Raw genomic sequence first — 22,374 nt, forward strand, 5'->3', positions numbered from 1 at the left:
ACGCGCGCTGTCGCATGCGGGTCGCCGCGGGTTTCGCCGCGGTTCACGATGAGCACCGGCTTGCCGGCTTTGGCCGCGTACCGGACAAAACGCAGGCAGACATCACCGTCAAGGACGAACCCAGGACGAGCAACGCGCGGGAGTCGTCGACCATCCGATAGCATTCTCGCACTCGGGAAGGCGGCACGTTTTCCCCGAAAAAAAACACCACATCCGGCTTGAGCAGTCCGGATCCGCAGGACGCGCAGTCGACCAGTTGAAATCGTCGTACGTCCGCGTCGTCCAGCTCCACATCGCCGTCCGGATTGATCCGGCTGGTGGTCGCGTCGAAAGTGGGATTTGCCTGTCGCAACCGGCTATCCAGGTCTTCGCGCGGGCTGGTCCGTCCGCCGGCAGTCCAGGCACACGACCCGATTCAGGCTGCCGTGCAGCTCCACCACGTCCGGGGTGCCGGCGGCCTGGTGCAGGCCGTCCACGTTTTGGGTGATGACACCGGAAAAATAGCCACCTGCCCGCAAAGCGGCGACCGCGTGGTGGCCGTCGTTGGGATCGGCGCGGGTGATCGTCCGCCAGCCGACGTGGCTGCGAGCCCAGTAGCGCGGCGGCCGTCCGCGCTCGCGACGAAATCCTCGTACGTCATCGGGGTGTGCCGGCGCAGACTGCCCTGCGCGCCCCGGTAGTCCGGGATTCCCGACTCGGTGGACAGCCCCGCGCCACTGAGCACCAGGACCTCGCCGCCGGCGACCACTCGGCAGACCTCGTCCAAGCTGGTCGTCCGTGGCCAGGATTCGCCAGTGGATGCCCAGGTCAGCGTCGGTCGCGTCCGCACCCCACGGAGTTTACGTACGATTCGGCCGTACGGGCAGGCTGCCAGGGCGTTGGTCACCTTCGGCCTGAATCGGGGGGGGGGGGGGGGGGGGGCTGAGTGTCGTCGAGTGTGGGTTTTTGTCCCGCACTCGACGTCGAGCCTGCGTGGTGCGAACCGGACAAAACTCTACCCAAACACGGTCACGCTGTCCGCAGTCGGCCATTTGTGTGCTCGTACGGCTCAAGGGCTGCTTAAGAAGCTTGTGGTCTCACAGTCACCGGCTTAGGTTGAATTCCGAAGTGGCGCTGATTCGTGGTTCCACCGAGTCGGCGTTGCTTCGGTGCGGTCAAGCCAAAACCCCGGTTCCGGTTCACCCCTGCATTTTCCTGATTCGGTAGGAGCTCCTGTGGATAGACGCCGCCTGCTCGCGACCGGTTCGGCGCTCGCGTTGGCTGTTGCCTTTACCTTCACCGGCGGGATCTGGACTGCCGCCACCGCCGCGCCGTCGCCGGCGCCCGCGGTGGATGGCGCAGACGCCGGTGGCGCGGTGATCGTGGTGCTCAAAGACCAGCACCCGAACCTGAAACTGAGGGCGCAGGGGACGCAGCGTACGTCCACCACGCGATCCGATCAGACCTCGATCGTGCAGGACATCAAGGCCCACGGCGGTACGGATGTGACGCAGCTTGTCGCCGTCAACGCCGTCGCCGCGCACCTGTCGGCCGCCGAGGTCGATCGCGTCCGCCGTAATCCGGCCGTCCAACGGGTGGTCCCGGACCTGCCGTTGCTCGTACCGTCGAAGGTCGTTTCGAAAAACAGCAAACCGCACAGCTGAGCTCGAAACTGTGCCCGAAGGATCCGGCCAAGCCGTTCCTGGAACCGGAGGCGCTTTCGGTCCTGCACGTGGAAACCGGCAACAAGAACGACCCGGACCAGGCGTCCGCGATCGCTACCGGCAAGGGCGTGATCGTCGCGAACGACGGCATCGACGACCTCGCCGGCAACCCGAACTTCGTCCGGCCGGACGGCTCGCACGTGGTGATCGACGCCGCGGACTACACCAAGGACGACAGCGACGGCGAATATTACGGCGACGCGTCCTCGATCGCCGGACAGGGCCTGGTTGTTTACGACTACTCGAAAGAGCTGCCGTATTCCGGGCTGCCGGCCGGTTGTACGTTCCGCATCAAGGGCGTCGCGCCGGACGCCTCGTTGGTCGACACCAACAACATCGACACCCCGGAGTCGCAGAACGGCGAGGGCCAGACGACCTCGGAGTCGCAGGCGTCGCCGGGATCGACCACGCGGTCGTGGTCGAACACGCCGACGTGATGTCCGAGTCGTACGGCTACACCCAGGCGCCCGGCCGGTATTCGCTGTTCTACGGCGCGAATGACGCGGCCGTCGCGGCCGGTGTCACGGTCGTCGTTTCCTCCGGCGACAGCGGCGTTTCCGGCACGGTGTCGTCGCCGGCCACCGATCCGCAGGTGATCGCGGTCGGGGCCACCAACACGCTCCGGCTCAACGCGCAGGCGTACGGCTATGACAACTGGATCAACAACGACATCACGCCGCTTTCCTCTGGTGGCACCGCGCCGAACAACCGGGTCGTCGACCTGGTGGCGCCCGGCTACGGCGGCGAGGCGGCCTGCAGCCCGGCCGGCACCGACTGCCCGACCAACACGCTCACTGAGGCATTCGGTGGCACCAGCCAGTCGTGCCCGCTGGTGTCCGGCGCGGTCGCCGACATCATCCAGGCTTACGCGGATTCCCACGGTGGCGCCAAACCGACGCCGGCGCTGATCAAGCAGGTCCTCACCAGCACCGCACAGGATGTCGGCGCGCCAGCCGATTTGCAGGGTGCTGGACTGCTGAATGTCTATGCCGCCGTACGGGCCGCTCAGCAGGTTCCGGGCGGTGCCGCCAACAACACCTCGGACTCGTCCAGTTTGGTCGCCTCCACCTCGCAAATCGCCGTCACCGGCGAGGCTGGTACGAGCAGTGCGCAGCAGGTCAGCCTTTACAACACCGGCAGCCAGCCGGCGCGGGTCGCCGGCACGTACCGTGCGCTGGACACCGCCAGCCAGCTCGGCAACACCGTCACCGAGCCGGTCAGCGCACCGGACCCGAGTCTGCCGGTGCCGGCCGCCGGAGCGCAGGCCGCCGCGCCGATCACCTTCACCGTGCCCGCTGGTCTGGATCGGTTGAACGCGGATCTGGTGATCCCGGATCCGACCAACTCGACGATCCTTTCCTTCACCCTGATCGATCCGAAGGGCCGGCTCGCGCAGATCTCCTACGACTACGGCAAAGTCGTCGCTGCGCGTCCGGGCACTTTTGGTACCGTGCCGAACATCCAGCACGTCGAGGTAGCCGCGCCGACCAAGGGCACCTGGACGGTGAAGGTATTGTGGGCCAACGGCCGCTCGCACCTGCAGGAGCTGCCGAACGTGCCGGGTAGTTATCGCGGCAACGTTTCCTTCCGGGCCACCGGACAGCACTACACCACCGCGAAAGCTTCGGCGCCGGTCACGATTCCCAGTCACGGCAGCGTCACCGTGCCGCTGAACGTCAAGCTGCCGAGCGCTCCCGGCGACCACCCGGAGTCGGTGCAGTTCGCCGGCAGCAATGGCGGGCAGACCTCGCTGCCGGTGCTGCGTCGGACGCTGATTCCCACCAATGGCGGCAGTTTCAAGACGACGATCACCAGCAGTGTCGGTCGTGGCGTGGGTCAGATCAGCACGTACAATCTGGACGTACCAACGGGAAAGAACGAGCTCGACGTCACTTTTTCCACACCGCTGACGCGAGCGTCGACAACCCGCTGTCGTTCTACCTGATCGACCCGAACGGAAAGATCGTCGCCCGGGACACCACCACGCCCGCGACCACGCTGCAGGGCGTCGGGTCGGACAAGCCCACCGCGGACGCCGGTCTGGTGCAGGCCAAGCCGATCGCCGGTCGCTGGGAAATCGACGTGGTTCTCAACCTGACGACCAGTGGCAACGAATTCACCCAGACGGTGAAGGGAACGGTCGGATACAACGGATCCGCGGTCGGTGTGTACGCACTGCCCACCAATCCGACCGCGACTATTGCCGCTGGCAGTAGCAAACCGGTGAGTTTGCGGGTCACCAACCCGGCCGGGGTGGGCCGGTCGTTCCGGCTGACGAGCGCCACCGGCGATGTCACCGGCGGCGCGGTCAGCACGCCGATTTACCTGGCGGCCGGTATGACCGCGCTGTTCACCGCGAATGTCGTTCCGGTGGCCGCGCCAGGGACGGCAGTGCAGGGGTACGCTTTACGTGGTGAGCAACACGAGCGTACGCAACGGAGTGCAGCAAATCGCCGCACTTCCGTACGCGTACACGGTAGGCGGGGTTTAGCTTGACTCCTGGGTAAGGCGTCTCGGCGCCTTACCCAGCTGCTGCTATCCAGTCGTCGACGGTGGTCACCTCGGCTTGACGCGGGAAGACTTTTCCCACCAATACCTGGTGGACTTCCGGGTCAGGGTCGAAGCAACCGTCGGACAGGACGGTGAGCTGGTAGTCGAGGTCGGCGGCCTGGCGCAGGGTGGACAGCACGACACCGCTGGTGGCGATGCCGGTCAGCACCAGATGCTCGATGCCGGCCGAGCGCAGCACCACTTCCAGGTCGCTGCCGGTGAAAGCGCTGACCCGCTTTTTGGTGACCACGATTTCGCCAGGCCGCGGCGCCACAGACTGATCGATGGCGGCGTGCGGATCGGCCTCGGTGAAGGCAGTTGGCGGCACCGCGGCGAATATCTTGTTACCGTGCGTGCGCTTCCGGATGGCCGGTGCGAAAACCGATCACGACATGGATGACGGGAATGCCGGCCTCCCGGGCGGATCCGACCGCTCGCGCGAGTCGGGGCAGGTAGGTGCGGTCGGAGACGTGAGCGGTGATGGCTTTCTGTACGTCCATCACGAGCAGGGCGGATGTGGTCATGAGTCCTTCACTTTCCGTTATTTGGCGGCGATTTCAGTAGGTGCCGGTTGCTCGACGGGTGGCCGGCCGACGCGTGCCAGCGTCCGGTCCGCCGCGGTCACCACGAGGAACAGGACCGCGAGCACGAGCATGAACCAACCGAGGCCGTGCAGGCCGGCGGTGTCGGCGCGGTGTGGATAGAAGGCTCCGGCGGCGGCCGAGGCGATCATCGCGCCGAGGTAAGCGAAAGTGCGGAGCAGGCCGGCGGAGGAAGCCAGCCGGTCCGGGTCGGCTTGGTGATAGACGGCATTCTGCAGGGCAAGGCTGTTGAGGCCCTGCGGGAGGCCGAAAACAACGGCGACAATGACCAGCAGCCAGATCGGGCTGGTGGGTTGCAGCAGCAGCAACAAAACGCACGCCACGATCTGGGCAGTGGCTCCCACCAGCAGCTTGCCGCGAATTTCCGGACGCCGGCCGGTCGTCACCGAGACCAGGATCCCGGTCAGGAACAGTGGCAGCTGGGCCAGTCCGGCCTGCGACGGGCTCAGCCCGCGCCCTTCTTCCATCCATTGCGTGTAGCCAAAAAGCACCGCATAAGCCACCACGTAAGCGAGCATGCTGCGGATGTAGGTCACCAGCAGCGGCAGGTTACCGCCGAGCACTCGTACGTCCAGGAACGGGTTTTTTGAGTGCGCAATTCCCGGATGACCAGGCCAGCCGCCGCGGTCGCCGCGATCAGCGGCAAATACCAGTGCGCGAGTTGCGGGCTGAGCAGGAAAAGTAGCAGCGCCACCAGCATGGTCGCGAAAAGCGCCCATGCCCGGCAGATCCAGCACAGCCAACGAACGTACGCTCGCGGCTCGGTCGTTCTTTGGCAGCCGAACCGCGCCGACAATCAGGCCGACGGCCGCCAGTGGGATGTTGATCGCGAGGGTGGTTCGCCAGCCGCCGAGGCCGATCAGCAGTCCGCCGAGGCTGGGGCCGATGACGGCGACGGTTTGGGTGGCGATCGCGAGCGTCGTCAGCACGCCCGCCGGACTGTCCCGGCCAGTCCGCGTCGCCTCGCTGCGAATCAGGTACATCGCGGCCGGATATCCAGCGCACGTACCAAAAACCGAGCAACACCCTCGCGATCACCAGGACCGGCAGGTTCGGCGCGAACGTGCCGACCACGCCGGCGAGCCCAGTCAGTGCGGTGCCGGCGAGGAAAAGCCACCGCGGCCCGAACAGATCCACCAGCCGGCCGACCACTGGCTGCCCTATCGCGGTCGCCAGATAGAGAGACGCGACCAGCCACGCGGTTTGTGAAGGTGGAGCGCCGAAAGCGGCACCGATCGGGATCAGCGACACCGCGATGATCGAGGAATTGACCGGATTCAGCACCGAGCCCAGGATCATCGGCGCGAGTAGTCGTCGATCGAAAGTGTCGGCTTTCATTGCTGTATCAGCGTTTCCAACAGTGCGCAGGCGGTGATGATGGTCTGTCGCTCCTGCTCTGTCAGCTGGGATTGCAGCGAGCGAGCCAACCATTCCTCGCTGGCCTGTCGCCGGTCATTGATGTACGCGAGGCCGGCCTCGCTGACCGAGATGACCTGCCGCCGCCCGTCATGGGGATCTGGCTGGCGGTCGATCAGGTCGCGCTGGTCCAGCGCCGCGAGCGTCGCCGCCATCGACTGCGGGCGTACGCCCTCGGCCGCTGCCAAGGCGCTGGCCGACGCTGGGCCGGTTTTGTCCAGCCTGCTGAGCACGGCTGTCTGTGACGGCGACAGCCCCTCGGTGTCGTACATCTCCTTGAGCCGCCGCCGCAACCGGCTGAACACCACTCGCACATCGCGCGCGGCTCGTACGGCCGACGTGCCCTCGGTGATCTTGTCCATGCCCTCACCCTAGAACCTTCAGGTCAGACTGTCCAGTTCGAGCTGATCAGTTCAGCCTGTCGACTCATCAGTCAGGGTGACGAGGCGGGCCAGTGCGCGTACGACCGCGTTGATTCCCTCGGTCGGAGCTCCGCCGGGCTCGGTCAGGTAGATGTCCCGGCGGATCTCGATCATGAGCGCGGTGACAGCAGGGACTTCGCGATAGTGCTTGAGTGGGACGTACGCGCCACTGAAAGGCGTGTTCACGTCGAGGTCGCCGAGTGCGGAAAATGCTTCTGTCGCGGCAAAACGCAGCTGCCCGGGAGTGTGGAACTCGTCGACACCGAGGCAGATCGCCGGCCGGTTGCCGGTCGCGTGCAATTCGTACGGCAATGGCTCGCTGGGGTAGGAATGCACGTCGATAATGACCGCGCGGCCGGTCGCGGCTAACCGGTCGTCCACCAATTCGGTCATGGCCGCCGCGTAAGGATGGTAGTAGCGGTTGAGTAATTCCTCGATGTGGTCGGGATTTTCTGGCCGCAGGGGCTGACAGTGCGACGTGCGCAGGTAAACCGCTCCCATGCCAACCGTGCGCATTTCCTCGCGTTCGTCCGGAAACCTTTCCGGGTCGATGACCAGTCGTGACAATTCGTTGTGAAAAATCCATGGCCGGGTGTTCTTCGCCGCGCCGGACGCGATGAGCCCGGTGTGCGCGTCGGTCATCCGGTCCAGCTCGACGGCCAACGCGGTGTCGTCGAGGAGGATGTGCTTGCGGACGTACGCGGGCAGCGTCCGAGATCCATGCGGTACGTGCAGGATCACCGGGGACTGCGCCGCGCCGGGAACGATACGGAAACTCATCGCTCCATTGTCAGACCGCCTTGAACGCGCCGCCGTCGACTCTTGCCGGAGGCCGGCCGGCGGCGGCGCCGATACGCTGGGCACATGACGAAAGGGCGATGGCTGGCGCCGGTGGACCTGGCCGGCTCGCGATCGGTGTGCTGGTGCTCTGTGCGGTGACCGCGATCGGTCAGCAGCGGCCGACCCTGCTGCCTTTGTGGCTCACTTTCTCGACGCCACCGCAAACCGCGATCACCGTCATCGTCGCCGTTCTCTGCGCCGGTGCTGTCTGGATCGCGCACCGGCATCCGTGGCCGCTCTTCCTGGTGGCGTCGGTGTTTTACGTGACTCAGTCGCTGCTGCCACCGGTGCTGGCCGCGGCTTACGTCGCCGGCAGCCGGTTGGTACGCCGGAAGCATCTCGTCTGGTTCTGTTGCGTGGCGGTCGCGCTGGTCATCGTCGTGACGTACGTGACCGGCGGCTCGGAGGTCCTGACCGCGGCCGCCAGCAACCTGGTTTTCGCCGTCCTCGGGTTCGCTGTTGGGCTGCTCGTACAGGCCCGCCGGCAGGTGGTCGAAGGCCTGCGCGAGCGGACCGAACAGCTGCAGCGGTCACACGAGATCGAGATCGAGCGGGCCCGGATCGCCGAACGAGCTCGGATCGCCCGCGAGATGCACGACGTGGTGGCGCACCAGGTTTCGCTGATGGTGCTGCACGCCGGAGGTCTCGAGATGCACCTGACAGAGCCGAAGCTGGCGGCCGAGGCGGAGCTGATCCGGACCACCGGCCGCGAGGCGCTGACCCAGCTGCGCCAGGTGCTCGGCGTGTTGCGCGAGGGCGACGCCGCGGTCGAACCGCCGCCGACGCTGGCCGACCTGGATCGCCTGGTGGAGAGGGCGGGGTTGCCCGTTACCCGCACCGTCGAGGGTGTCCCACGACCGTTGCCGGACGCGGTGGAACGCACGGCGTACCGGCTTGTCCAGGAGGCGCTGACGAACGTACACAAGCACGCCACCGGCGCGGCCGCCGAGATTTCGTTGCGCTACCTGCCATCCACGCTTGAAGTGTCGGTACGCAACGAGCCGCCGACGGCGGCCGTCCACTCGCTGCCGGGCAGCGGGCTCGGGCTGGTCGGCTCCAGGAGCGGATCGACCTGCTGCATGGCGACTTCGCCAGCCAGCGCCGCCTGGATGGCGGTTTCGTGGTGTCCGCACGCATCCCAACCTCCGGAGAGCCAGCATGATCCGCGTCCTGATCGTCGACGACGAGGCGCTCGTACGCGCGGGCCTGCGGCTCATCCTCGACCCGGCCCCGGACATCGAGGTGGTCGCGGAGGCCTCGAACGGCTCCGAAGCAAGCCAAGCGTGCCGTCGGCACCGTGTCGATGTGGTCCTTATGGACGTACGCATGCCGGTCATGGACGGCCTGACAGCGGCCGGCGAAATCGGCCGGCTGCCGGGTGCGCCGAAGGTCATCATGCTGACCACCTTCGATCTCGACGAATACGTCCATGCCGCCCTGCGCGCTGGCGCGGTTGGCTTCCTGCTGAAAGACACCCCACCGCAGGAGCTGGCCGGCGCCGTACGCACCGTCGCCGCCGGCAGTGCGATGCTCGCCCCGGCGGTGACCAAACGACTCATCGAGGAATTCGCCCGTACTCCCCAGAAATCCGCCCCGGCTCGCGCCCAGCTGGCCGCACTGACCGACCGGGAAACCACGGTCATCCGAGCGGTCGCCCGAGGGCTGTCCAATCACGAGATCGGACGCACGCTTTCGATGAGCGAGGCGACCGTGAAAACTCACGTGAGCCGCTCCCTTTCGAAGCTGGGCCTGACAAATCGCGTACAAGCCGCCATCCTGGTGCACGACGCTGGCCTGCTGGACTGAGCCCGACCACCGCAGTGTCGAGTATTTCTTGGTGATGGGTGCGGGGTTAGTCCGGTGATGACGCGATGGTGGTCGCGTAACGTATGTCCGCGCTGTTGTGTCTCTCGTTGAGAAAGGTTTCGGACATGCCCGAGCTCTACCCCGCAGGTGAGCCGTACGACCACGGAATGCTCGACGTCGGCGACGGCAACCGCGTCTACTGGGAGGTGAGCGGCAACCCGAAAGGCAAACCAGCGCTGAACGTCCACGGCGGCCCCGGAGGCGGGTTCTCGCCGACGCCGCGTCCGTCCGCGTTCGACCCGAGCCGCTACCGGATCATCCGCTTCGACCAACGCGGCTGTGGACGCAGTACGCCGCACGCGAGCGATCCGGCTACCAGCATGCGCTACAACACGACGCATCATTTGATCGCGGACATGGAGTTGCTGCGTACGCACCTGGGCATCGAACGCTGGATGCTCTTCGGTGGTTCTTGGGGGACCCGCGCTGATCCTCGCCTACGCCCAGCGGTATCCGGACCGGGTGTCGGAGATCGTCCTGGTGTCCCTGACCACCGCTCGTCGCTCGGAAATCGACTGGCTGTATCGCGGCGTCGGCCGGTTTTTCCCTGAAGCCTGGGACAAATTTCGGGACGGAGTCCCCGAGGCCGAGCGCGACGGCGACCTGGTGGCGGCGTACGCGCGGCTGATGGAAAACCCCAGCGCCGACGTACGAGCGAAGGCGGCCATCGACTGGCTGACCTGGGAGGACGCCGTAGTGTCAGCGGAGCCAAGCGGATCGCTGAACGTCTACACCGGGCGGCCAGCCGCCGCCCAACTGGCCTTCGTGCGGATCTGCTCGCACTACTTCAGCAACGGCGCGTGGCTCGAAGAGGGCGCCCTGATCCGCAACGCTGACCGCCTGGCCGGCATCCCCGGCGTACTGGTCCACGGCCGGCTCGACATGGGCTGCCCCATCGGAACCGCGTGGGAACTCACCAAAAGGTGGCCGGATGCGGAGCTGATCGTCGTCGGCGACTCGGGACACACCGGCAGTGACGCCATGCGCGAGAATGTCATCAATGCGCTCAATCGATTCGCCCAGCAATAGCGCAACGGAAAGCAATCTGCGATGCTGCTCAATAAATCTCCCGATTCTACTTAATTTCGAGGAAATTTCTGCTTCACTCGGTAAATGGGACTCAGAAATCGAGTCATCGCCGGACCGGCCGGGCCGCTGGTCCGGGTCTGGGCCGCCGAGTGCGACAGCCCCGACCGACGACTTCAGCTCTATCGCCTCGGTCAACCCGGGGATAGGTTTCGCACGTATTGGCGGCACCACGACGGTGCACCTGCGCGGCCCGGCGACAAAGGCTTCGACATTGTCGTGCCCACGTGACGCGGAATACTTCGGAGCCGATTTTCGCCTCGGGGCGTACCTGCCGCTGTTTTCTCCCGCCAGGCTGAGCAATCTCCGGGACGTGGTGCTGCCAACCCTGCCCGACGGCCGGATCCTGTTGGGCGGGCAGGCATGGGAGATGCCAACACCACAGAACGTCGATGTCTTCGTCGACCGTCTCGGGAAAGCTGGCCTACTGATACTGGATCCGCTTATCGAGGATCTGCGGTACGGCGACGCGGCCCGCACCATGCCGGAACGAACCGCACAAAGCCGGTTCGCGCGGGCTGTCGGCCTGTCGCGTCGCAAGCTGCAGGTGATCGAGCGAGCGCGACACGCAGCCCGCCTGTTGCGCGCGGGTACGCCCATCGTGGACGTGGGTTTTCGGTACTGGGTATCACGATCAACCGCACCTGACCTGACCCGATCCCTACGACAGCTGATCGGCCACACACCGGCGGAGGTGCTGCGAGGAGGCGTGTTCCTGGACTTATGACCTGCGTTTCGGTACAAGACCAGTCCTCGCGTAAGCCGATACGGTCCTGGCCATGGGGCTTGTTGAATAGAAAGGCGGAGCGACCTCGTGCGTCAGATCATCAATTCCACCTATGTCACCCTCGACGGTGTCATCCAAAACCCGCAGAACTGGCCATCGCCCGGCGGCTTCAGCGACCAAGGCAATCAGGTGCAGACAAAGCTGCTGGAGCGATGCGACGCGGTGTTGATGGGCCGGCACACGTACGACCTGTTCGCCCCGGTGTGGTCAGCCCGCTCCGGCGACCCGCTCAGCGAGCGTATGAACGCACTCCCCAAATACGTTGTCTCGGCGACCCTTACCGATCCGCAATGGCACAACACGACCGTCATCGACCATGACCCCGATCGAGACCATCCGCGAACTCAAGCAGCAATCCGGCAACGACATCGTGCAGTACGGTTTTGGCGCCCTGTCCCACGCACTTATGGCCGCGGGACTACTCGACGAGCTGCGGCTATGGATGCACCCGATCTTCGTCGGCACCGGGACGGCCGGCGACCTGCTCTATCGTCCTGGTTCGTCCGGCAGCTTCGAACTCATCGACTCGACCAGCCTCGACAGCGGCGTCGTGATCCTCAGCTACCGAAGCCCGGCAGCCTGAACAGGACGCAAGATCCGGTCAGAGTCTCGTACGGACACCGAGCAGGCGCGCCAGAACTCGCCGTCGAAGGCGAGTACGTCATCGGCGTGTGCCGTGACAGTCCCGCTGAACGGATGACCGAAGGGCAACGGGAAAGTCCAGCCCGCGCCGGTCACCGCCGACCGCGGTCCACCGACCGGAGCCTTCCATTCGTCGACCGGTGAGCCGTCCTGCCAGCTCACCGCTCGTACGTTCGCGCCGGACAGGTCCAGCTCCAAGTCGTCGGGCCCAAGTCGTACGAGGGCCAATTCACCATCGTGCTGGCGGAGGGTGATCGCGGCGGAAGGGCTAGCGGTGAGGGTTCCGAGCAGCTCATGCAGGAGAGTGGCCAGCGCGTCCCAGGGGGCTGGTGGTCCTTGATCGTCGCCCCATTCCGACGAGCGCGCACCGATCGTGACCCGGTCCTTGGCGGCGCCTCTGGGCGGTGTCAGTGACACCGGTTCGGCGTGCCCGCAGGCGTCCACGGCGGCTCGTACGGCCGAGTGTTGCGGCTCGTCGAGACGGCCTGCGAATCTCCCGACCGGGCTCGGTGGCCGGGAGGCCCGGTCGATGGTCCGCCACAGCCGGTACGTGCCGTCGGCGTGCACCTCCAGTGCCTCGGCGTCCGGCGGTGGCGTGCCGCCGGACTGGCGGTAGGTGAGCAGCGGCATCAGTGGTCCATCGAAGGCGCCCACGTGCCGCCGAGTGCTTGCTGGACAAGCGGCGGCGAAGGCTCGTACGTGCCGGGGCTCGACCGGGTGCGAATGGTCGGACATATCGCCCATGATCGAGGTGGTGGTGTACTGGAACGATCCGACGAGCTGCTCACGCCAGTCGGAGATATCCTTGTCGTCCGAGTCGACCTGGGCCATGACGTCCGCGCTGAGTTCGACCGAGAAGAGGCTCTGATACTGCTTCGCGACCTGGTGGGTGAGGGCGTTCTCGGCCCGCTGGTAGTCCGGCACGATGTTGTTCGCGGCCAGCACGGCATTCACCATGCCCATTCGCCGGTGCTCCGCGGTCTTGTGTTTCTCGAAGAAACTTTCCTTGGCGTGCAAGGCTTCTCGCAGGCCACGAGCGGCCGCCTGGGCCTGCTCGACCGGGGCCGCGGTGGCCGGCGCGGGGGCATCGGTGACCCGTTGGAAATCCGCCGCGTCCCGCTCGTACTCGTCCTCCAGGCCGATCAGGTGGCCGAACTCGTGCGGCACCGACTGGGCCGCCCGGCTGTCGCCGACGTAGTAATGCCCGGCGTTGGCGCGGCCCTCGCCGTTGGTCACCTGGATGACGTGGCCGGCGCCCTCGTACGGGTTGAAGACGATTTGCTTCTTCTGTGTCGGGTCGGCCTGGTTGACCGCGCTGTAGTGGTTCCACGTCGAGCGGATGTAGCCGAACCAGGCACCCGACGGCACGGTGACGCCGGCGTCCGGTTTGAACTGCATCCCGACGTTGACGACGATCGAATCTGGAGTGATCTGCCAGCTGTACGCGCCGCGAATGCCGAAGGTGTTGCCGCCGACCTGCTCACCCTGGCTGACCTTGACGCTCTTGCCGGCCACGCCGTCGAGCACCCGGATCAGCCGGGCCGACGATGCGCTGTGCGCGGCCTGCCGGAGCTTTTCCCGGTCGCCCGGCTTCAGTTTGCTCACGGTGGCGACAACCGCGGTGTCGTCGAGGCCGGTGAGGAATCCGATGCCCTTCGACCAGTCGCCGGCGCTGACGTTCTTCTGGAACTCGGTGTCGTCCACGGTGCCGGTCGGGTCGCGCTGAACGCTGCGGTTTTCCCGTATCAACTGGACAACGGCCGCGTTGCCAGCCGACCGCTGCAGGCCGACCACCTGGTCGGTGAGCCCACCGCTGCGAGAGCGGGCCGGTGCTGCGCGGTGTCCGCCACCCGGCTCCAAGGCGCGCTCGTCCGGAATGCGCACCGTTGAACCTCCGCCGCCGGGGACCTGTGCTGCCCAGGCTATCGCCGCGCCGGAGATCGCGAAGTGCCTGGAAGACCAGCCTTTAGGGCAGCCGCTGACAGGGGTGGCCTTATGAACGGCTGAAAGTGCAGGCGTACGCCCGAAGGCCGCCATTACGCTGCCCCGCATGTCCACGAACGAGCAGACCCCGAGGGTCATTTTTGCAAGCCATGGGCAGCAGGCGGTGGCGGTGTCGCAGGACCTTCGTACGGTCGTGACGACCGACGACAACCTGGTCGCCGTCTATGACGCTTCGACGCGCGCTGCGGCACAGTTTCGAGACCGAGTTTCCAGAAGACATCAACAAAGTGCTCATTCATCCGGACGGGCGCCGGTTGCTGACCGGGCGCGGATACGACGGCGCGGTCGTGCGCATCCACGACCTGGAAAGCGGCACCGAGCTGGACCACTTCGGCATCAACGACGACACTCTGGGTTTCTTTCTGTTGCCGGATAGTCGTCGTGTGCTCACCGGCTATTGTCAGCTCGATATGTGGGACCTTGACAACGGATTGCTGGGGCCGTTGTGGACTCAAGACGACTGCGCGAGTTGCCTGGAGCCGATGCTGCACCCGAACGGCGAGTGGATCATCAACCGGGACGACGATCGGATCGCCTATTTCTCGGTGGCTGATGGATCGCTCGTACGGGAGCTCAAGGTTGCCCACGACGACCCGGGCATGCTGGAGGAGGTCGATCACGGCGCGTTGTTGCTTCCGGATGCTCGGCGGGCCGTTTTCGCGGTGGGCAATGGAGTGCCCGGTTCTAGAGGTTTTCGATATCGAGACTGGAGAGCGGTTCTCGCCGTTGGAAGGTCATGCCGGTCAGGTGCAGGCTTTGGCTTTGTCGCCCGATGGTGACAGGTTCGCTTCGGTGGCTGACGACGGTTTCGTACGAGTGTGGGACAGCATTTCGCTGGAATGCGTCTGGACGGCAAAAGCCCATGAAGGCAAGGCCGCTGATGTGACGTTCTGCGGTAACGAGGCGGTCATCACCGTCGGCGCGGACGGCGATGGCCGGCTGTGGGACGTGGTCTAGGTGTCGAGCCCGAGGGTCACTTTTGAGGGACATGGGCGACAGGCGGTCGCGGTGTCGCCGGATCTTCGTACGGTCGTCACGACTGATTACAGTTTGTTCGCCGTCTATGATGTTGCGACTGGGGAGTTGCTGCGCAGTTTCGAGACTGAATACACCGAAGACTGCAACCAGTTACTCATTCATCCGGACGGTCGACGGTTGCTGAGCGGGAATGGTTCTTTTGGCGCGGTCGTACGGGTGCACGATCTGGAAAGCGGCGTCGAGGAGGCCGCTTTCGGAATCTCCGATGACACCCTGTATTTCCTTCTGCTGCCGGATAATCGCCGCATCCTCACCGCGTACCTTCAGCTCGACCTGTGGGATCTCGACGGTGAGCTGACGGAGCCGTTGTGGACCCAGGACAAAGAACCGGGTGGGTCGCCGTCCGTGCTGCATCCCAACGGGGAGTGGATCATTAGCCGCTGTGGGGAGCGGCTGATGTATTTCTCGGTTGCCGATGGATCGCTCGTACGCGAAATCAAACTCGCTCACGATGACCCGGAAATGCTGGCGGAAGCCGATAGTGCTGGTTTGATTCTCCCGGACGGTCGGCGGGTCATTTTCGCGATAGACAATGGAATTACGGCGATGGACGTCTTCGACACGGAAACCGGTGAGCGGCTCCCGCCGCTGCAAGGCCACACCGGCCAGGTGCTGGGGCTGGCTTTGTCGCCCAGTGGTGACAGGTTTGCCTCGGTGGCCGCCGATGGTTTCGTACGGGTGTGGGACAGCACTTCGCTGGAATGCATCTGGACAGTAAAAGCCCATGAAGGTAAAGCGGCTGACGTGACATTCTGCGGTGACAACGCGGTCATCACCGTCGGCGCGGACGGCGATGGCCGGCTCTGGGACCTCGACTAACGTTCACATCCAGCCGCGAGACCGGCGCACGTAGACGATTTTCACGGCCTGCACGGTGAGGACGTACGAGAGCAGAATGAGCGGCAGCCAGCCGAAATACGCGGTTGGTAGGGCGCCCATGTGCAGCGCGCCGGCCAGCGGGGACAGCGGGATGAGCAGGCCGGTCAGCAGCACGATGGACGCGGCCGCCAGCACCGGGCCGGACGGGCGGTGGGCACGCAGGTTGGTCGCGCGGGTACGCAGAACGAGGACGACCAGCACCTGCGACGCGAGGCTTTCCAGGAACCACCCCGCCTGGAAAGCCGGCGTAGTGGTGCCGAGCACCCACGCCAACACCCCGAAGGTCGCCACGTCGAACAGCGAGCTAACCGGCCCGAACACCAGCATGAAACGGGCCAGTCCGGCGGCGTCCCACCGCCGCGGCGCGCGCAGGTAGCTCTCGTCGACGCGGTCCCACGGCAGTGCCAGTTGCGCCGTGTCGTAGAGCAGGTTCTGCACCACGAGCTGAATGGGCAACATGGGCAGGAAAGGCAGAAAGACACTGGCAACCAGCAGGCTCAGCACGTTCCCGAAGTTGGAGCTGGCGGTCGCGTGGACGTATTTGAGCGTGTTGCCGAGCGTACGGCGGCCTTCGGTGACACCGGCGGCGAGGACGCTCAGGTCGCGCTGGGCGAGGATCACGTCGGCGGCATCCTTGGCCGCGTCGGTCGCGGTGGTCACCGAGATGCCGACATCGGCCGTACGCAGGGCAGCGGTGTCGTTGACGCCGTCGCCGATGAACCCCACGGTGTGGCTGGCTTCGCGCAGAGCGGCGACGACCCGCGCTTTTTGGGGCGGGGTAAGGCGAGCGAAGACGCTGGCGCCGGTCACCAGCGCCGGCAGCTCGGCGTCGGTGGTTGCCTCGACCCGGTCTCCGAGCACCACCTCACCGGGATCCAGGCCGACCTGCTCGCAGACCTGGGCGGCCGCGTACGGGTTGTCGCCGGTGAGCATCTTGACCGCGACGCCGTGCTCCCGGAGGGTGGCCACCGCGGCCGCGGCGCCGGGTGCGATCGGGTCGACGAACCCGAGGAAGCCGCGCAGCGTCAGGTCGCGTTCGTCGCGGGCGGTGTAGTGCTCGAGTCGCGCCGGGACGTGCCCAGTGGCGATAGCCAGCAGTCGTACGCTGCGCTTCTCGAATCCGGTGGCCAGTTCAGTGAGCGCGTGTCGGCGCTCGTCGGTCAGATTGCCGTTCGGCTCGGCCGTACAACGAGCCAGCACCTCGTCCGGAGCGCCTTTGGTGATGAGCAGGTGCTCATCGCGACTTCGCTGGACAACGATGGTCGAGCGGCGTCGGACGTGGTCGAAGGGCACTTCGTCGACCTTGCGGTAGAGCGCGTCGGGGACCGCCCCGGACCGGGCCGCGATCGCCTCGTCCAGCCGGTTGTCCGCGACATCCTGGAAATGGCAGGCCAGCCCGGCGTAGTCGACGACCTCCTCATCGGCCTGCCCGGCGGTGTCGAAGCCTTGGACGTACGCGATGCGGTCCTCGGTCAGCGTGCCCGTCTTGTCCACGCACAGCACGTCCATTGCGCCGAGGTCCTGGATCGCACCGAGCCGCTTCACGATCACCTGCCGATGCGCCAGCAACACCGCGCCACGGGCCAGGTTGCTGGTGACGATCACCGGCAGCATCTCCGGGGTCAGCCCGACCGCGACCGCCACCGCGAACAGCAGCGCCTGCGCCCAGTTCGCCGTCACGATCCCGTTCACCACCAGCACAAACGGCGCCAGTACGAACATGAATCTGAGCAGCGTCCAGCCGACCGCTCGGACGCCCCGGTCGAAACTCGACTCGCGGGCGGTGCTCCGGGGCGTACGCGCCATCGCACCGAACCGGGTGCGCGGCCCGGTCGCGATCACCAGCCCGGTGCCGGTGCCGCCGACCACCGACGTGCCGGCGAAGCAGACCGACGACGTGTCGTCTGGGGCGTCCTTATGGACCGGAAGCGTCTCGCCGGACAGGGCCGACTGGTCCACCAGCAGGTTCGTCGCCGACAGCAGCCGTACGTCCGCTGGTACGAGATCGCCAGGCATCAGCTTGACGACATCTCCGGGAACCACGTCGTCGAACGGCACCTCCCGGTCCATCGGACGGGCGTCGGCAGTGGCCCGCCGGCGTACCGTCGCGGTCGTGGTCACGCTGTCCTTCAGGCCCCGCACCGCACGCTCCGACCGGGCCTGTTGCCACCACCGCAGCGCCACGCTCAGCGACACCATCACCGCGACCGTGATCGCACCACGCAGGTCGCCCAGCAGCGCGAACACCGCCCCCGAGGCCAGCTAGCAGCCCAACGAACGGGCTGGCCAGCGCTGAGCGGGCACGCATGGGGACCGAAGGTGCCAGGTCCGCGTCGAGGGTGTTCTCGCCGTACGCGTGCAGTCGCTCGGTGGCCTCGGTCTCGGTCAGGCCCCGGAGCGAGCTGGCGGAGTGGCCGAAGAGCGGTACAACGCGGGTCACGGCATGGTCCTCACGGTGAAGAGCCTACGGACCCGTTCGCACCGTGACAGTTAGACACTTGCGCAAGCGTTGCCGCTGCTTCACTCTTGTCGTACGAACCGCAGAAAGGACGGCTGTGCCCGCACCCACCGGCGACCATCCACCCCTGCCCGCCGACACCCTGCAGGATGCGGCGGCCATCTTCGGCATGCTCGCGGCCACTGCCCGGACGCACATCATCTGGCTTCTCGCCGACGGCGAGAAGGACGTTGGTACGCTTGCCGCCGAGATCGGCCAGACGGTCGCCACCACCAGCCAACACCTGGCCAAACTCAAGCTCGCCGGCCTGGTCGGGGCCCGCCGAAATGGCCGTCACCAGCATTACTTCGTCGACAACCCGCATCTGGTCGATATCGTGGAACGCGCGGTCGCGAGCCAGTCCGCCACTCCGGTGAAACGTCGCCGATCCGCTGTCTGAGCTGTCCCGAAGGTGAGTGCGCGTGCTGGATAACCTGGACCTGACGAAGATCATCCTGCTGCTGGTGGTGGTGGCGATGCTGGTGGTCGGCCCGCAGCGGTTGCCGGGGCTGATCCAGAGCGCGGCGCGGATGCTGCGCACCATGCGTGAGATGGCTCAGGGCGCGACCCAGCAGCTGCAGAACGAGCTGGGCACGGACCTGGACGTGAGCGACCTGAATCCGCGCACGTTCGTCCGCAAACACCTGCTGTCCGATGTCGACCAACAGGCTTTGCTGGGGCCGTTGAAGGACGCTTTCAGCGAGGTCAACGAGGCAACGGCGACGGTCAGTGCCGAGCTGGACCTGACCAAGACCCTGCCGCCCACGAAGACTGTGCCGCTTACGAAGACTGTGCCGCTCACGAAGGCGGCCATTGACCCGGAAAGCACCTGACAAGTCCCAAGCCGGGTTCAGGTAATAGTCAAACACTTGCGCAATCAACGTGGCATGAGTCAGGCTGCCTGAAGTGATTCGGTTCCTGAGCCCGTGGTGGCTGCTCCTGGTCCTGCCGGTTCTCGCGACGGCCGGTGCGTACGTGTGGACGCAGCTGCGGGGCAAGGTGGCCGGGGTGCGGTTCAGCAACGTGGACCTGCTGACCAGACTGGTGCCCAAGACACCTGGCTGGCGGCGCCACCTGACGGCGACCCGCGTTTTTTTGTTGGTGTTGCTGGCGATGGCCACCGGGATGGCGAAGCCGTCGGTGGACGTGAAGGTGCCGTTGGAGCGGGCCACGATCATGCTGGCGATTGACGTTTCGCTGTCGATGAAGGCAACCGACGTCACCCCGAACCGGATCGTCGCGGCCCAGCAGGCGGCGAAACTGTTCGTGAAGGAGCTGCCGGCCAACTACAACCTCGGGCTGGTCGCGTTCGCGAAGACCGCCGAGGTGAAGGTGTCGCCGGGAAAGGACCGCGGTGTGGTGCTCGCCGCGATCGACGCGCTGCAGCTGCAGGAGTCAACGGCCATCGGCGAGGCGATTTTCACGTGTCTGGACGCGATAGCGAGTGTCCCGGCCGACGGCGCCTCGGGGGCGCCGCCGGCTCGGATCGTGTTGATGTCGGACGGATACACCACCTACGGACGGCCGAACGCCCAAGCCGCGGCGGCCGCGAAGAAAGCCCGCGTGCCCGTGTCGACGATCGCTTTCGGCACTCTGGACGGCACAGTTGAGCTCTCCGGGCAGCAAGTCTCGGTGCCGGTCGACCGCGACGCGTTGCAGAAGGTCGCTACCCAAACCGATGGCCGCTATTACGAGGCCGCCAGCAGCGACGCCTTGAAAAGCGCCTACGCCGATCTGGGCAGCTCGGTCGGCTACCACACACCGAATCCCAGGAAGTCACCCAGTGGTACGCAGGTTTGGCTCTGTTGTGTGGATTCGCGGCCGCCGCGATGAGCCTGATGTGGGCGCCGCGGCTGCCGTAGGGTCATCCGATGGCGAGCTGCACGATGCGTACGACCACCAGTGCCACCGCGATCAGGAGATAGCCGCGCAGCACCGCGAGACCGAGCCGCCGCCCGGTCGAGGGCTCCGGGCGATCCAGCTGTGCCAGCGGCGGCATCCGCCAGGTGCTCCGGCTCGTACGATCGATCGCCGCACGAGCGCGCCGGCGAAACAGCGACACCGCACCAATCGCCAATCCCGCCAACGAGCCACCGATCAGAATGCCCAGGATCTGGCCGCTGGTGATGGACGGAAAGAGCACGCTCGCGGTTAGTACGACCGAAAGCATCACCAAGACCGCGATCACCAAAGTGGTGAAAATATTCAGCTTGCGGCCGTTCACCCAAGGCCCCAGGACGGCTTTGTCGTTGCACAGCAGCAGCAGAAGGAACACCGACGCGGACGGCAGCAGCACCCCGGCCAGTGTTTGCACGCCCTCGGTCAGCAGTCCCAGCGGGCTGCCCGGAATCACCACGATCGCCGCCGCGATCGCCATCAGCAGCCCGAAAACCGCGTAGAAGCCCTTGGCCTCGGTCGGCCGGCGATGCAGGGAGTGTTTCATGCCGGTCACGTCCGCCACCGCGTAAGAGGTCGAAAGACCGACCGCGGCGGCACCGATAATCGAGGCGTCGATCAGGGCGATCGCGAACAGCACTCCGGCCGTACGGGAGACGTAATGTCCGAGTCCGGTCGCGACCGCGCCGGCGTCGGTGAAGTTCCCGAATTCCCGGTGACCGGCGAAAACCGCCGCGCTGAACGCCATCATCGCGACCCCGCCAACGATCACCACGACGATGCCGATCCACAGGTCGGCCTTCTCGTACCGGATGAACCGCGGCGTGATCCGCTTGTCGATCACGTACGACTGCTGGAAAAACAGCTGCCAGGGCGCCACGGTCGTACCGACGATGGCGATGATCAGCAGCATCACCGTGGACAGTTCGGCGCCACCGGGCAGTCCGGGCAGCACGAAGTCGCGGGCGATCTGGCCGACCGGCGGGTGCGCCATCAGCACAATCGGCACCAGCAACAGGCTGCCGGCCACCAGCACCAGGCAAGCTCGTTCGAACCGGCGGAACGAGCCGGTGCTGACCGCGGCCATGATCACCAGTGCCGCGACAATCACTCCCGGCACGGTCGGGATTCCCAGGTATGACAAGCCAAGGCTGATGCCGATGAATTCGGTGACGATGGTCAACGCGTTCAGCGCAAAGAGGTCGATCACGCTGAACGCGCCCCAGAACTTCCCGAACCGCTCCAAAATCAGCCGCGCGTGCCCCACCCCGGTGACCGCGCCGAGTCGCAGCACCATTTCCTGGTTGACGTACAAAACCGGGATCAGCAACAGCAAAGTCCACAACAGTCGGGTGCCGTAGTTCTGGCCGGCCTGCGTGTACGTGCCGAACGCGCCGGCATCGTTGTCGCCGACCATCACGATCAGCCCGGGGCCGACGATCGCTATCAGCGTCTTGAATTTCGCCGCGATCGTACGACGAGGTGCGTCGTCGTCCTGCCGGATGGTGCCGAACGCGCCGCGAATATCGCCGGTGTGCGCGGTGTCCAGCACCGCAGGTGCGGTTTTGGTCAAAGCCGTCTTGGTCAAAGTGGTGTTGGACATGGCGAAACCTGCCTCACGGCATGGCGATGCGACCCTCGCCCAGTGATGGGCGCGGGTTAGCAACGCAAAAGGAAAAGTTCAGATCAGCAAGGGAAAAGACGCGATGGCAGGGCCGTACTATGTCCGTCGTCGGAACTCACGTCGACCCACCTCCTCGCGCTCGCGTCCTGCTACGAAAACCGCATGGCCGCAGATGCCGCCGGGCCCAAGAGTGCACCCCAGTGACCCCAACTGTCAACTACTTGCGCAAGTGAGCCACCCCACCTGGGGAGGCGCTGTTTGGCCCGGTGTCTGTTGGGTGACCGGCTCACGCCTGTGGCCGGTGTGATGGATGGGGCGTCTTTTCTCTTGATCATGGGATAATCCCGCACTTTGAACGCGCGCGCTCTATGTTTCGTTGGGGTTATTGTGAAAGTATGCAATTCCTGATCACCCGTACGCGACCAAAAATGTCGCGGTTGCCGACCGGTAGAATTAATCGTCATCGCCGCACCGTGGCGATGAACTCAATGCTCCATAGACCTTGGAGGGTGACCCGGACGA

The 22,374-nt window shown here is 65.7% G+C and carries 25 protein-coding genes and 4 pseudogenes; 16 read left to right on the plus strand and 13 right to left on the minus strand.

Annotated features, from left to right (window positions below):
• Nucleotides 1-43: 43 nt before the first annotated feature.
• Both GNX96_RS58370 and GNX96_RS61730 read right to left on the minus strand, forming a co-directional pair.
• Nucleotides 44-352, minus strand: a complete 309-nt coding sequence (locus tag GNX96_RS58370; protein WP_279582548.1) for a Sir2 family NAD-dependent protein deacetylase — start codon at nt 350-352, stop codon at nt 44-46.
• 4 nt (nt 353-356) lie between these two features.
• Nucleotides 357-806 (minus strand): Sir2 family NAD-dependent protein deacetylase, encoded by a 450-nt coding sequence (locus GNX96_RS61730; RefSeq protein WP_313885884.1) that lies wholly within the window; start codon nt 804-806, stop codon nt 357-359.
• Between the two features lie 408 nt (nt 807-1,214).
• Here GNX96_RS61730 and GNX96_RS38105 point away from each other — a divergent pair, with 408 nt between their 5' ends.
• The 4 genes from GNX96_RS38105 (at nt 1,215) to GNX96_RS38120 (ending at nt 4,199) form a co-directional block, all read left to right on the plus strand.
• On the plus strand, nt 1,215-1,643 hold the full coding sequence (locus GNX96_RS38105; RefSeq protein ID WP_163572594.1) for a protease inhibitor I9 family protein: 429 nt from the start codon (nt 1,215-1,217) through the stop codon (nt 1,641-1,643).
• 68 nt (nt 1,644-1,711) lie between these two features.
• Nucleotides 1,712-2,140, plus strand: a complete 429-nt coding sequence (locus GNX96_RS38110) for a hypothetical protein (protein ID WP_163572595.1) — start codon at nt 1,712-1,714, stop codon at nt 2,138-2,140.
• Nucleotides 2,119-3,648 carry a S8 family serine peptidase gene (locus GNX96_RS38115; RefSeq protein ID WP_163572596.1) on the plus strand — a complete coding sequence of 510 codons (1,530 nt, stop codon included), beginning with the start codon at nt 2,119-2,121 and terminating at the stop codon, nt 3,646-3,648. The genes GNX96_RS38110 and GNX96_RS38115 overlap by 22 nt, the downstream gene beginning before the upstream one ends.
• 98 nt (nt 3,649-3,746) lie before the next feature.
• The gene (locus tag GNX96_RS38120) at nt 3,747-4,199 is read left to right on the plus strand and encodes a hypothetical protein (protein ID WP_163572597.1); all 453 of its coding nucleotides are present in this window, start codon (nt 3,747-3,749) and stop codon (nt 4,197-4,199) included.
• Between the two features lie 25 nt (nt 4,200-4,224).
• Here the strand turns inward: GNX96_RS38120 and GNX96_RS58380 are convergent, their stop codons facing one another.
• From GNX96_RS58380 to GNX96_RS58395, 7 genes and pseudogenes are all read right to left on the minus strand, one after another.
• Entirely contained in the window at nt 4,225-4,581 is a 357-nt protein-coding gene (locus GNX96_RS58380) for a cysteine hydrolase family protein (RefSeq protein WP_279582549.1), read from the minus strand.
• Nucleotides 4,582-4,597: 16 nt separating this feature from the next.
• A complete protein-coding gene (locus GNX96_RS58385; protein ID WP_279582550.1) occupies nt 4,598-4,777 on the minus strand; it encodes a cysteine hydrolase family protein in 180 nt (59 codons plus the stop codon).
• A gap of 17 nt (nt 4,778-4,794) precedes the next feature.
• A complete protein-coding gene (locus GNX96_RS38130; protein ID WP_279582551.1) occupies nt 4,795-5,838 on the minus strand; it encodes an MFS transporter in 1,044 nt (347 codons plus the stop codon).
• A gap of 85 nt (nt 5,839-5,923) precedes the next feature.
• A pseudogene (locus tag GNX96_RS65905) lies at nt 5,924-6,286 on the minus strand (MFS transporter); the annotation flags it as partial.
• Nucleotides 6,190-6,633, minus strand: coding sequence for a MarR family winged helix-turn-helix transcriptional regulator (locus GNX96_RS38135; protein WP_163572598.1), 444 nt, complete (start codon nt 6,631-6,633; stop codon nt 6,190-6,192). The pseudogene GNX96_RS65905 and the gene GNX96_RS38135, both read right to left, overlap by 97 nt.
• 51 nt (nt 6,634-6,684) lie before the next feature.
• Nucleotides 6,685-7,473 carry an N-formylglutamate amidohydrolase gene (locus tag GNX96_RS38140; protein WP_163572599.1) on the minus strand — a complete coding sequence of 263 codons (789 nt, stop codon included), beginning with the start codon at nt 7,471-7,473 and terminating at the stop codon, nt 6,685-6,687.
• Between the two features lie 361 nt (nt 7,474-7,834).
• The gene (locus GNX96_RS58395; RefSeq protein WP_279582552.1) at nt 7,835-7,963 is read right to left on the minus strand and encodes a hypothetical protein; all 129 of its coding nucleotides are present in this window, start codon (nt 7,961-7,963) and stop codon (nt 7,835-7,837) included.
• 193 nt (nt 7,964-8,156) lie between these two features.
• On the opposite strand from GNX96_RS58395, the pseudogene GNX96_RS65910 reads away from it, so the two are divergent.
• The 6 genes and pseudogenes from GNX96_RS65910 to GNX96_RS61745 all read left to right on the plus strand — a co-directional run.
• Nucleotides 8,157-8,234, plus strand: a pseudogene (locus GNX96_RS65910) (hypothetical protein); the annotation flags it as partial.
• Between the two features lie 457 nt (nt 8,235-8,691).
• Nucleotides 8,692-9,339: a response regulator transcription factor gene (locus GNX96_RS38150; protein WP_163572600.1), complete on the plus strand. Its 648-nt coding sequence runs from the start codon at nt 8,692-8,694 to the stop codon at nt 9,337-9,339.
• Between the two features lie 125 nt (nt 9,340-9,464).
• Complete coding sequence (locus GNX96_RS61735; RefSeq protein ID WP_313885881.1) at nt 9,465-9,950, plus strand: alpha/beta fold hydrolase; 486 nt, start codon at nt 9,465-9,467, stop codon at nt 9,948-9,950.
• On the plus strand, nt 9,880-10,428 hold the full coding sequence (locus tag GNX96_RS61740) for an alpha/beta hydrolase (protein ID WP_313885882.1): 549 nt from the start codon (nt 9,880-9,882) through the stop codon (nt 10,426-10,428). The genes GNX96_RS61735 and GNX96_RS61740 overlap by 71 nt, the downstream gene beginning before the upstream one ends.
• A gap of 271 nt (nt 10,429-10,699) precedes the next feature.
• Nucleotides 10,700-11,212 carry a helix-turn-helix transcriptional regulator gene (locus tag GNX96_RS38160; protein WP_163572601.1) on the plus strand — a complete coding sequence of 171 codons (513 nt, stop codon included), beginning with the start codon at nt 10,700-10,702 and terminating at the stop codon, nt 11,210-11,212.
• Between the two features lie 87 nt (nt 11,213-11,299).
• Nucleotides 11,300-11,855, plus strand: a pseudogene (locus GNX96_RS61745) (dihydrofolate reductase family protein).
• Here GNX96_RS61745 and GNX96_RS38170 read toward each other — a convergent pair.
• On the minus strand, nt 11,834-13,798 hold the full coding sequence (locus tag GNX96_RS38170) for a hypothetical protein (RefSeq protein WP_163572602.1): 1,965 nt from the start codon (nt 13,796-13,798) through the stop codon (nt 11,834-11,836). The pseudogene GNX96_RS61745 and the gene GNX96_RS38170 overlap by 22 nt on opposite strands.
• A 284-nt stretch (nt 13,799-14,082) precedes the next feature.
• Here GNX96_RS38170 and GNX96_RS38175 point away from each other — a divergent pair, with 284 nt between their 5' ends.
• The 3 genes from GNX96_RS38175 to GNX96_RS38185 are packed head-to-tail and all read left to right on the plus strand — an operon-like array spanning nt 14,083 to nt 15,775.
• Nucleotides 14,083-14,697 carry a WD40 repeat domain-containing protein gene (locus GNX96_RS38175; RefSeq protein WP_163572603.1) on the plus strand — a complete coding sequence of 205 codons (615 nt, stop codon included), beginning with the start codon at nt 14,083-14,085 and terminating at the stop codon, nt 14,695-14,697.
• Nucleotides 14,588-14,875 carry a WD40 repeat domain-containing protein gene (locus GNX96_RS65915; RefSeq protein WP_390624246.1) on the plus strand — a complete coding sequence of 96 codons (288 nt, stop codon included), beginning with the start codon at nt 14,588-14,590 and terminating at the stop codon, nt 14,873-14,875. The genes GNX96_RS38175 and GNX96_RS65915 overlap by 110 nt, the downstream gene beginning before the upstream one ends.
• On the plus strand, nt 14,876-15,775 hold the full coding sequence (locus GNX96_RS38185) for a WD40 repeat domain-containing protein (RefSeq protein WP_163572605.1): 900 nt from the start codon (nt 14,876-14,878) through the stop codon (nt 15,773-15,775).
• 3 nt (nt 15,776-15,778) lie between these two features.
• Here GNX96_RS38185 and mgtA read toward each other — a convergent pair whose 3' ends face one another.
• On the minus strand, nt 15,779-18,082 hold the full coding sequence (gene mgtA / locus GNX96_RS38190; RefSeq protein ID WP_279582556.1) for a magnesium-translocating P-type ATPase: 2,304 nt from the start codon (nt 18,080-18,082) through the stop codon (nt 15,779-15,781).
• A 19-nt stretch (nt 18,083-18,101) separates the two neighbouring features.
• Nucleotides 18,102-18,275, minus strand: a pseudogene (locus GNX96_RS58410) (cation-transporting P-type ATPase); the annotation flags it as partial.
• A gap of 115 nt (nt 18,276-18,390) precedes the next feature.
• Between GNX96_RS58410 and GNX96_RS38195 the strand changes: the two are divergent.
• The 3 genes from GNX96_RS38195 to GNX96_RS38205 all read left to right on the plus strand — a co-directional run bounded on the left by GNX96_RS38195 (nt 18,391) and on the right by GNX96_RS38205 (nt 20,165).
• A complete protein-coding gene (locus GNX96_RS38195; RefSeq protein WP_279582557.1) occupies nt 18,391-18,732 on the plus strand; it encodes an ArsR/SmtB family transcription factor in 342 nt (113 codons plus the stop codon).
• A gap of 22 nt (nt 18,733-18,754) precedes the next feature.
• A complete protein-coding gene (locus GNX96_RS38200) occupies nt 18,755-19,165 on the plus strand; it encodes a twin-arginine translocase TatA/TatE family subunit (RefSeq protein WP_163572606.1) in 411 nt (136 codons plus the stop codon).
• A 73-nt stretch (nt 19,166-19,238) separates the two neighbouring features.
• Nucleotides 19,239-20,165: a VWA domain-containing protein gene (locus tag GNX96_RS38205; protein WP_279582558.1), complete on the plus strand. Its 927-nt coding sequence runs from the start codon at nt 19,239-19,241 to the stop codon at nt 20,163-20,165.
• Nucleotides 20,166-20,196: 31 nt separating this feature from the next.
• On the opposite strand, the gene GNX96_RS38210 is transcribed toward GNX96_RS38205, so the two are convergent.
• Nucleotides 20,197-21,831: an NRAMP family divalent metal transporter gene (locus tag GNX96_RS38210; protein WP_163572607.1), complete on the minus strand. Its 1,635-nt coding sequence runs from the start codon at nt 21,829-21,831 to the stop codon at nt 20,197-20,199.
• Nucleotides 21,832-22,374 lie beyond the last annotated feature (543 nt).

It is taken from the genome of Fodinicola feengrottensis (assembly GCF_010993775.1).
GTDB classification, from domain to species: domain Bacteria; phylum Actinomycetota; class Actinomycetes; order Mycobacteriales; family HKI-0501; genus Fodinicola; species Fodinicola feengrottensis.

Coding starts and splice junctions, on each gene's coding strand:
- GNX96_RS38130 (WP_279582551.1), bottom strand. CDS start 5,838: ATGTACCTGATTCGCAGCGAGGCGACGCGGACTGGCCGGGACAGTCCG.
- GNX96_RS61735 (WP_313885881.1), top strand. CDS start 9,465: ATGCCCGAGCTCTACCCCGCAGGTGAGCCGTACGACCACGGAATGCTC.
- GNX96_RS58385 (WP_279582550.1), bottom strand. CDS start 4,777: ATGACCACATCCGCCCTGCTCGTGATGGACGTACAGAAAGCCATCACC.
- GNX96_RS38135 (WP_163572598.1), bottom strand. CDS start 6,633: ATGGACAAGATCACCGAGGGCACGTCGGCCGTACGAGCCGCGCGCGAT.
- GNX96_RS38150 (WP_163572600.1), top strand. CDS start 8,692: ATGATCCGCGTCCTGATCGTCGACGACGAGGCGCTCGTACGCGCGGGC.
- GNX96_RS38175 (WP_163572603.1), top strand. CDS start 14,083: ATGACGCTTCGACGCGCGCTGCGGCACAGTTTCGAGACCGAGTTTCCA.
- GNX96_RS38140 (WP_163572599.1), bottom strand. CDS start 7,473: ATGAGTTTCCGTATCGTTCCCGGCGCGGCGCAGTCCCCGGTGATCCTG.
- GNX96_RS38210 (WP_163572607.1), bottom strand. CDS start 21,831: ATGTCCAACACCACTTTGACCAAGACGGCTTTGACCAAAACCGCACCT.
- GNX96_RS65915 (WP_390624246.1), top strand. CDS start 14,588: ATGGAGTGCCCGGTTCTAGAGGTTTTCGATATCGAGACTGGAGAGCGG.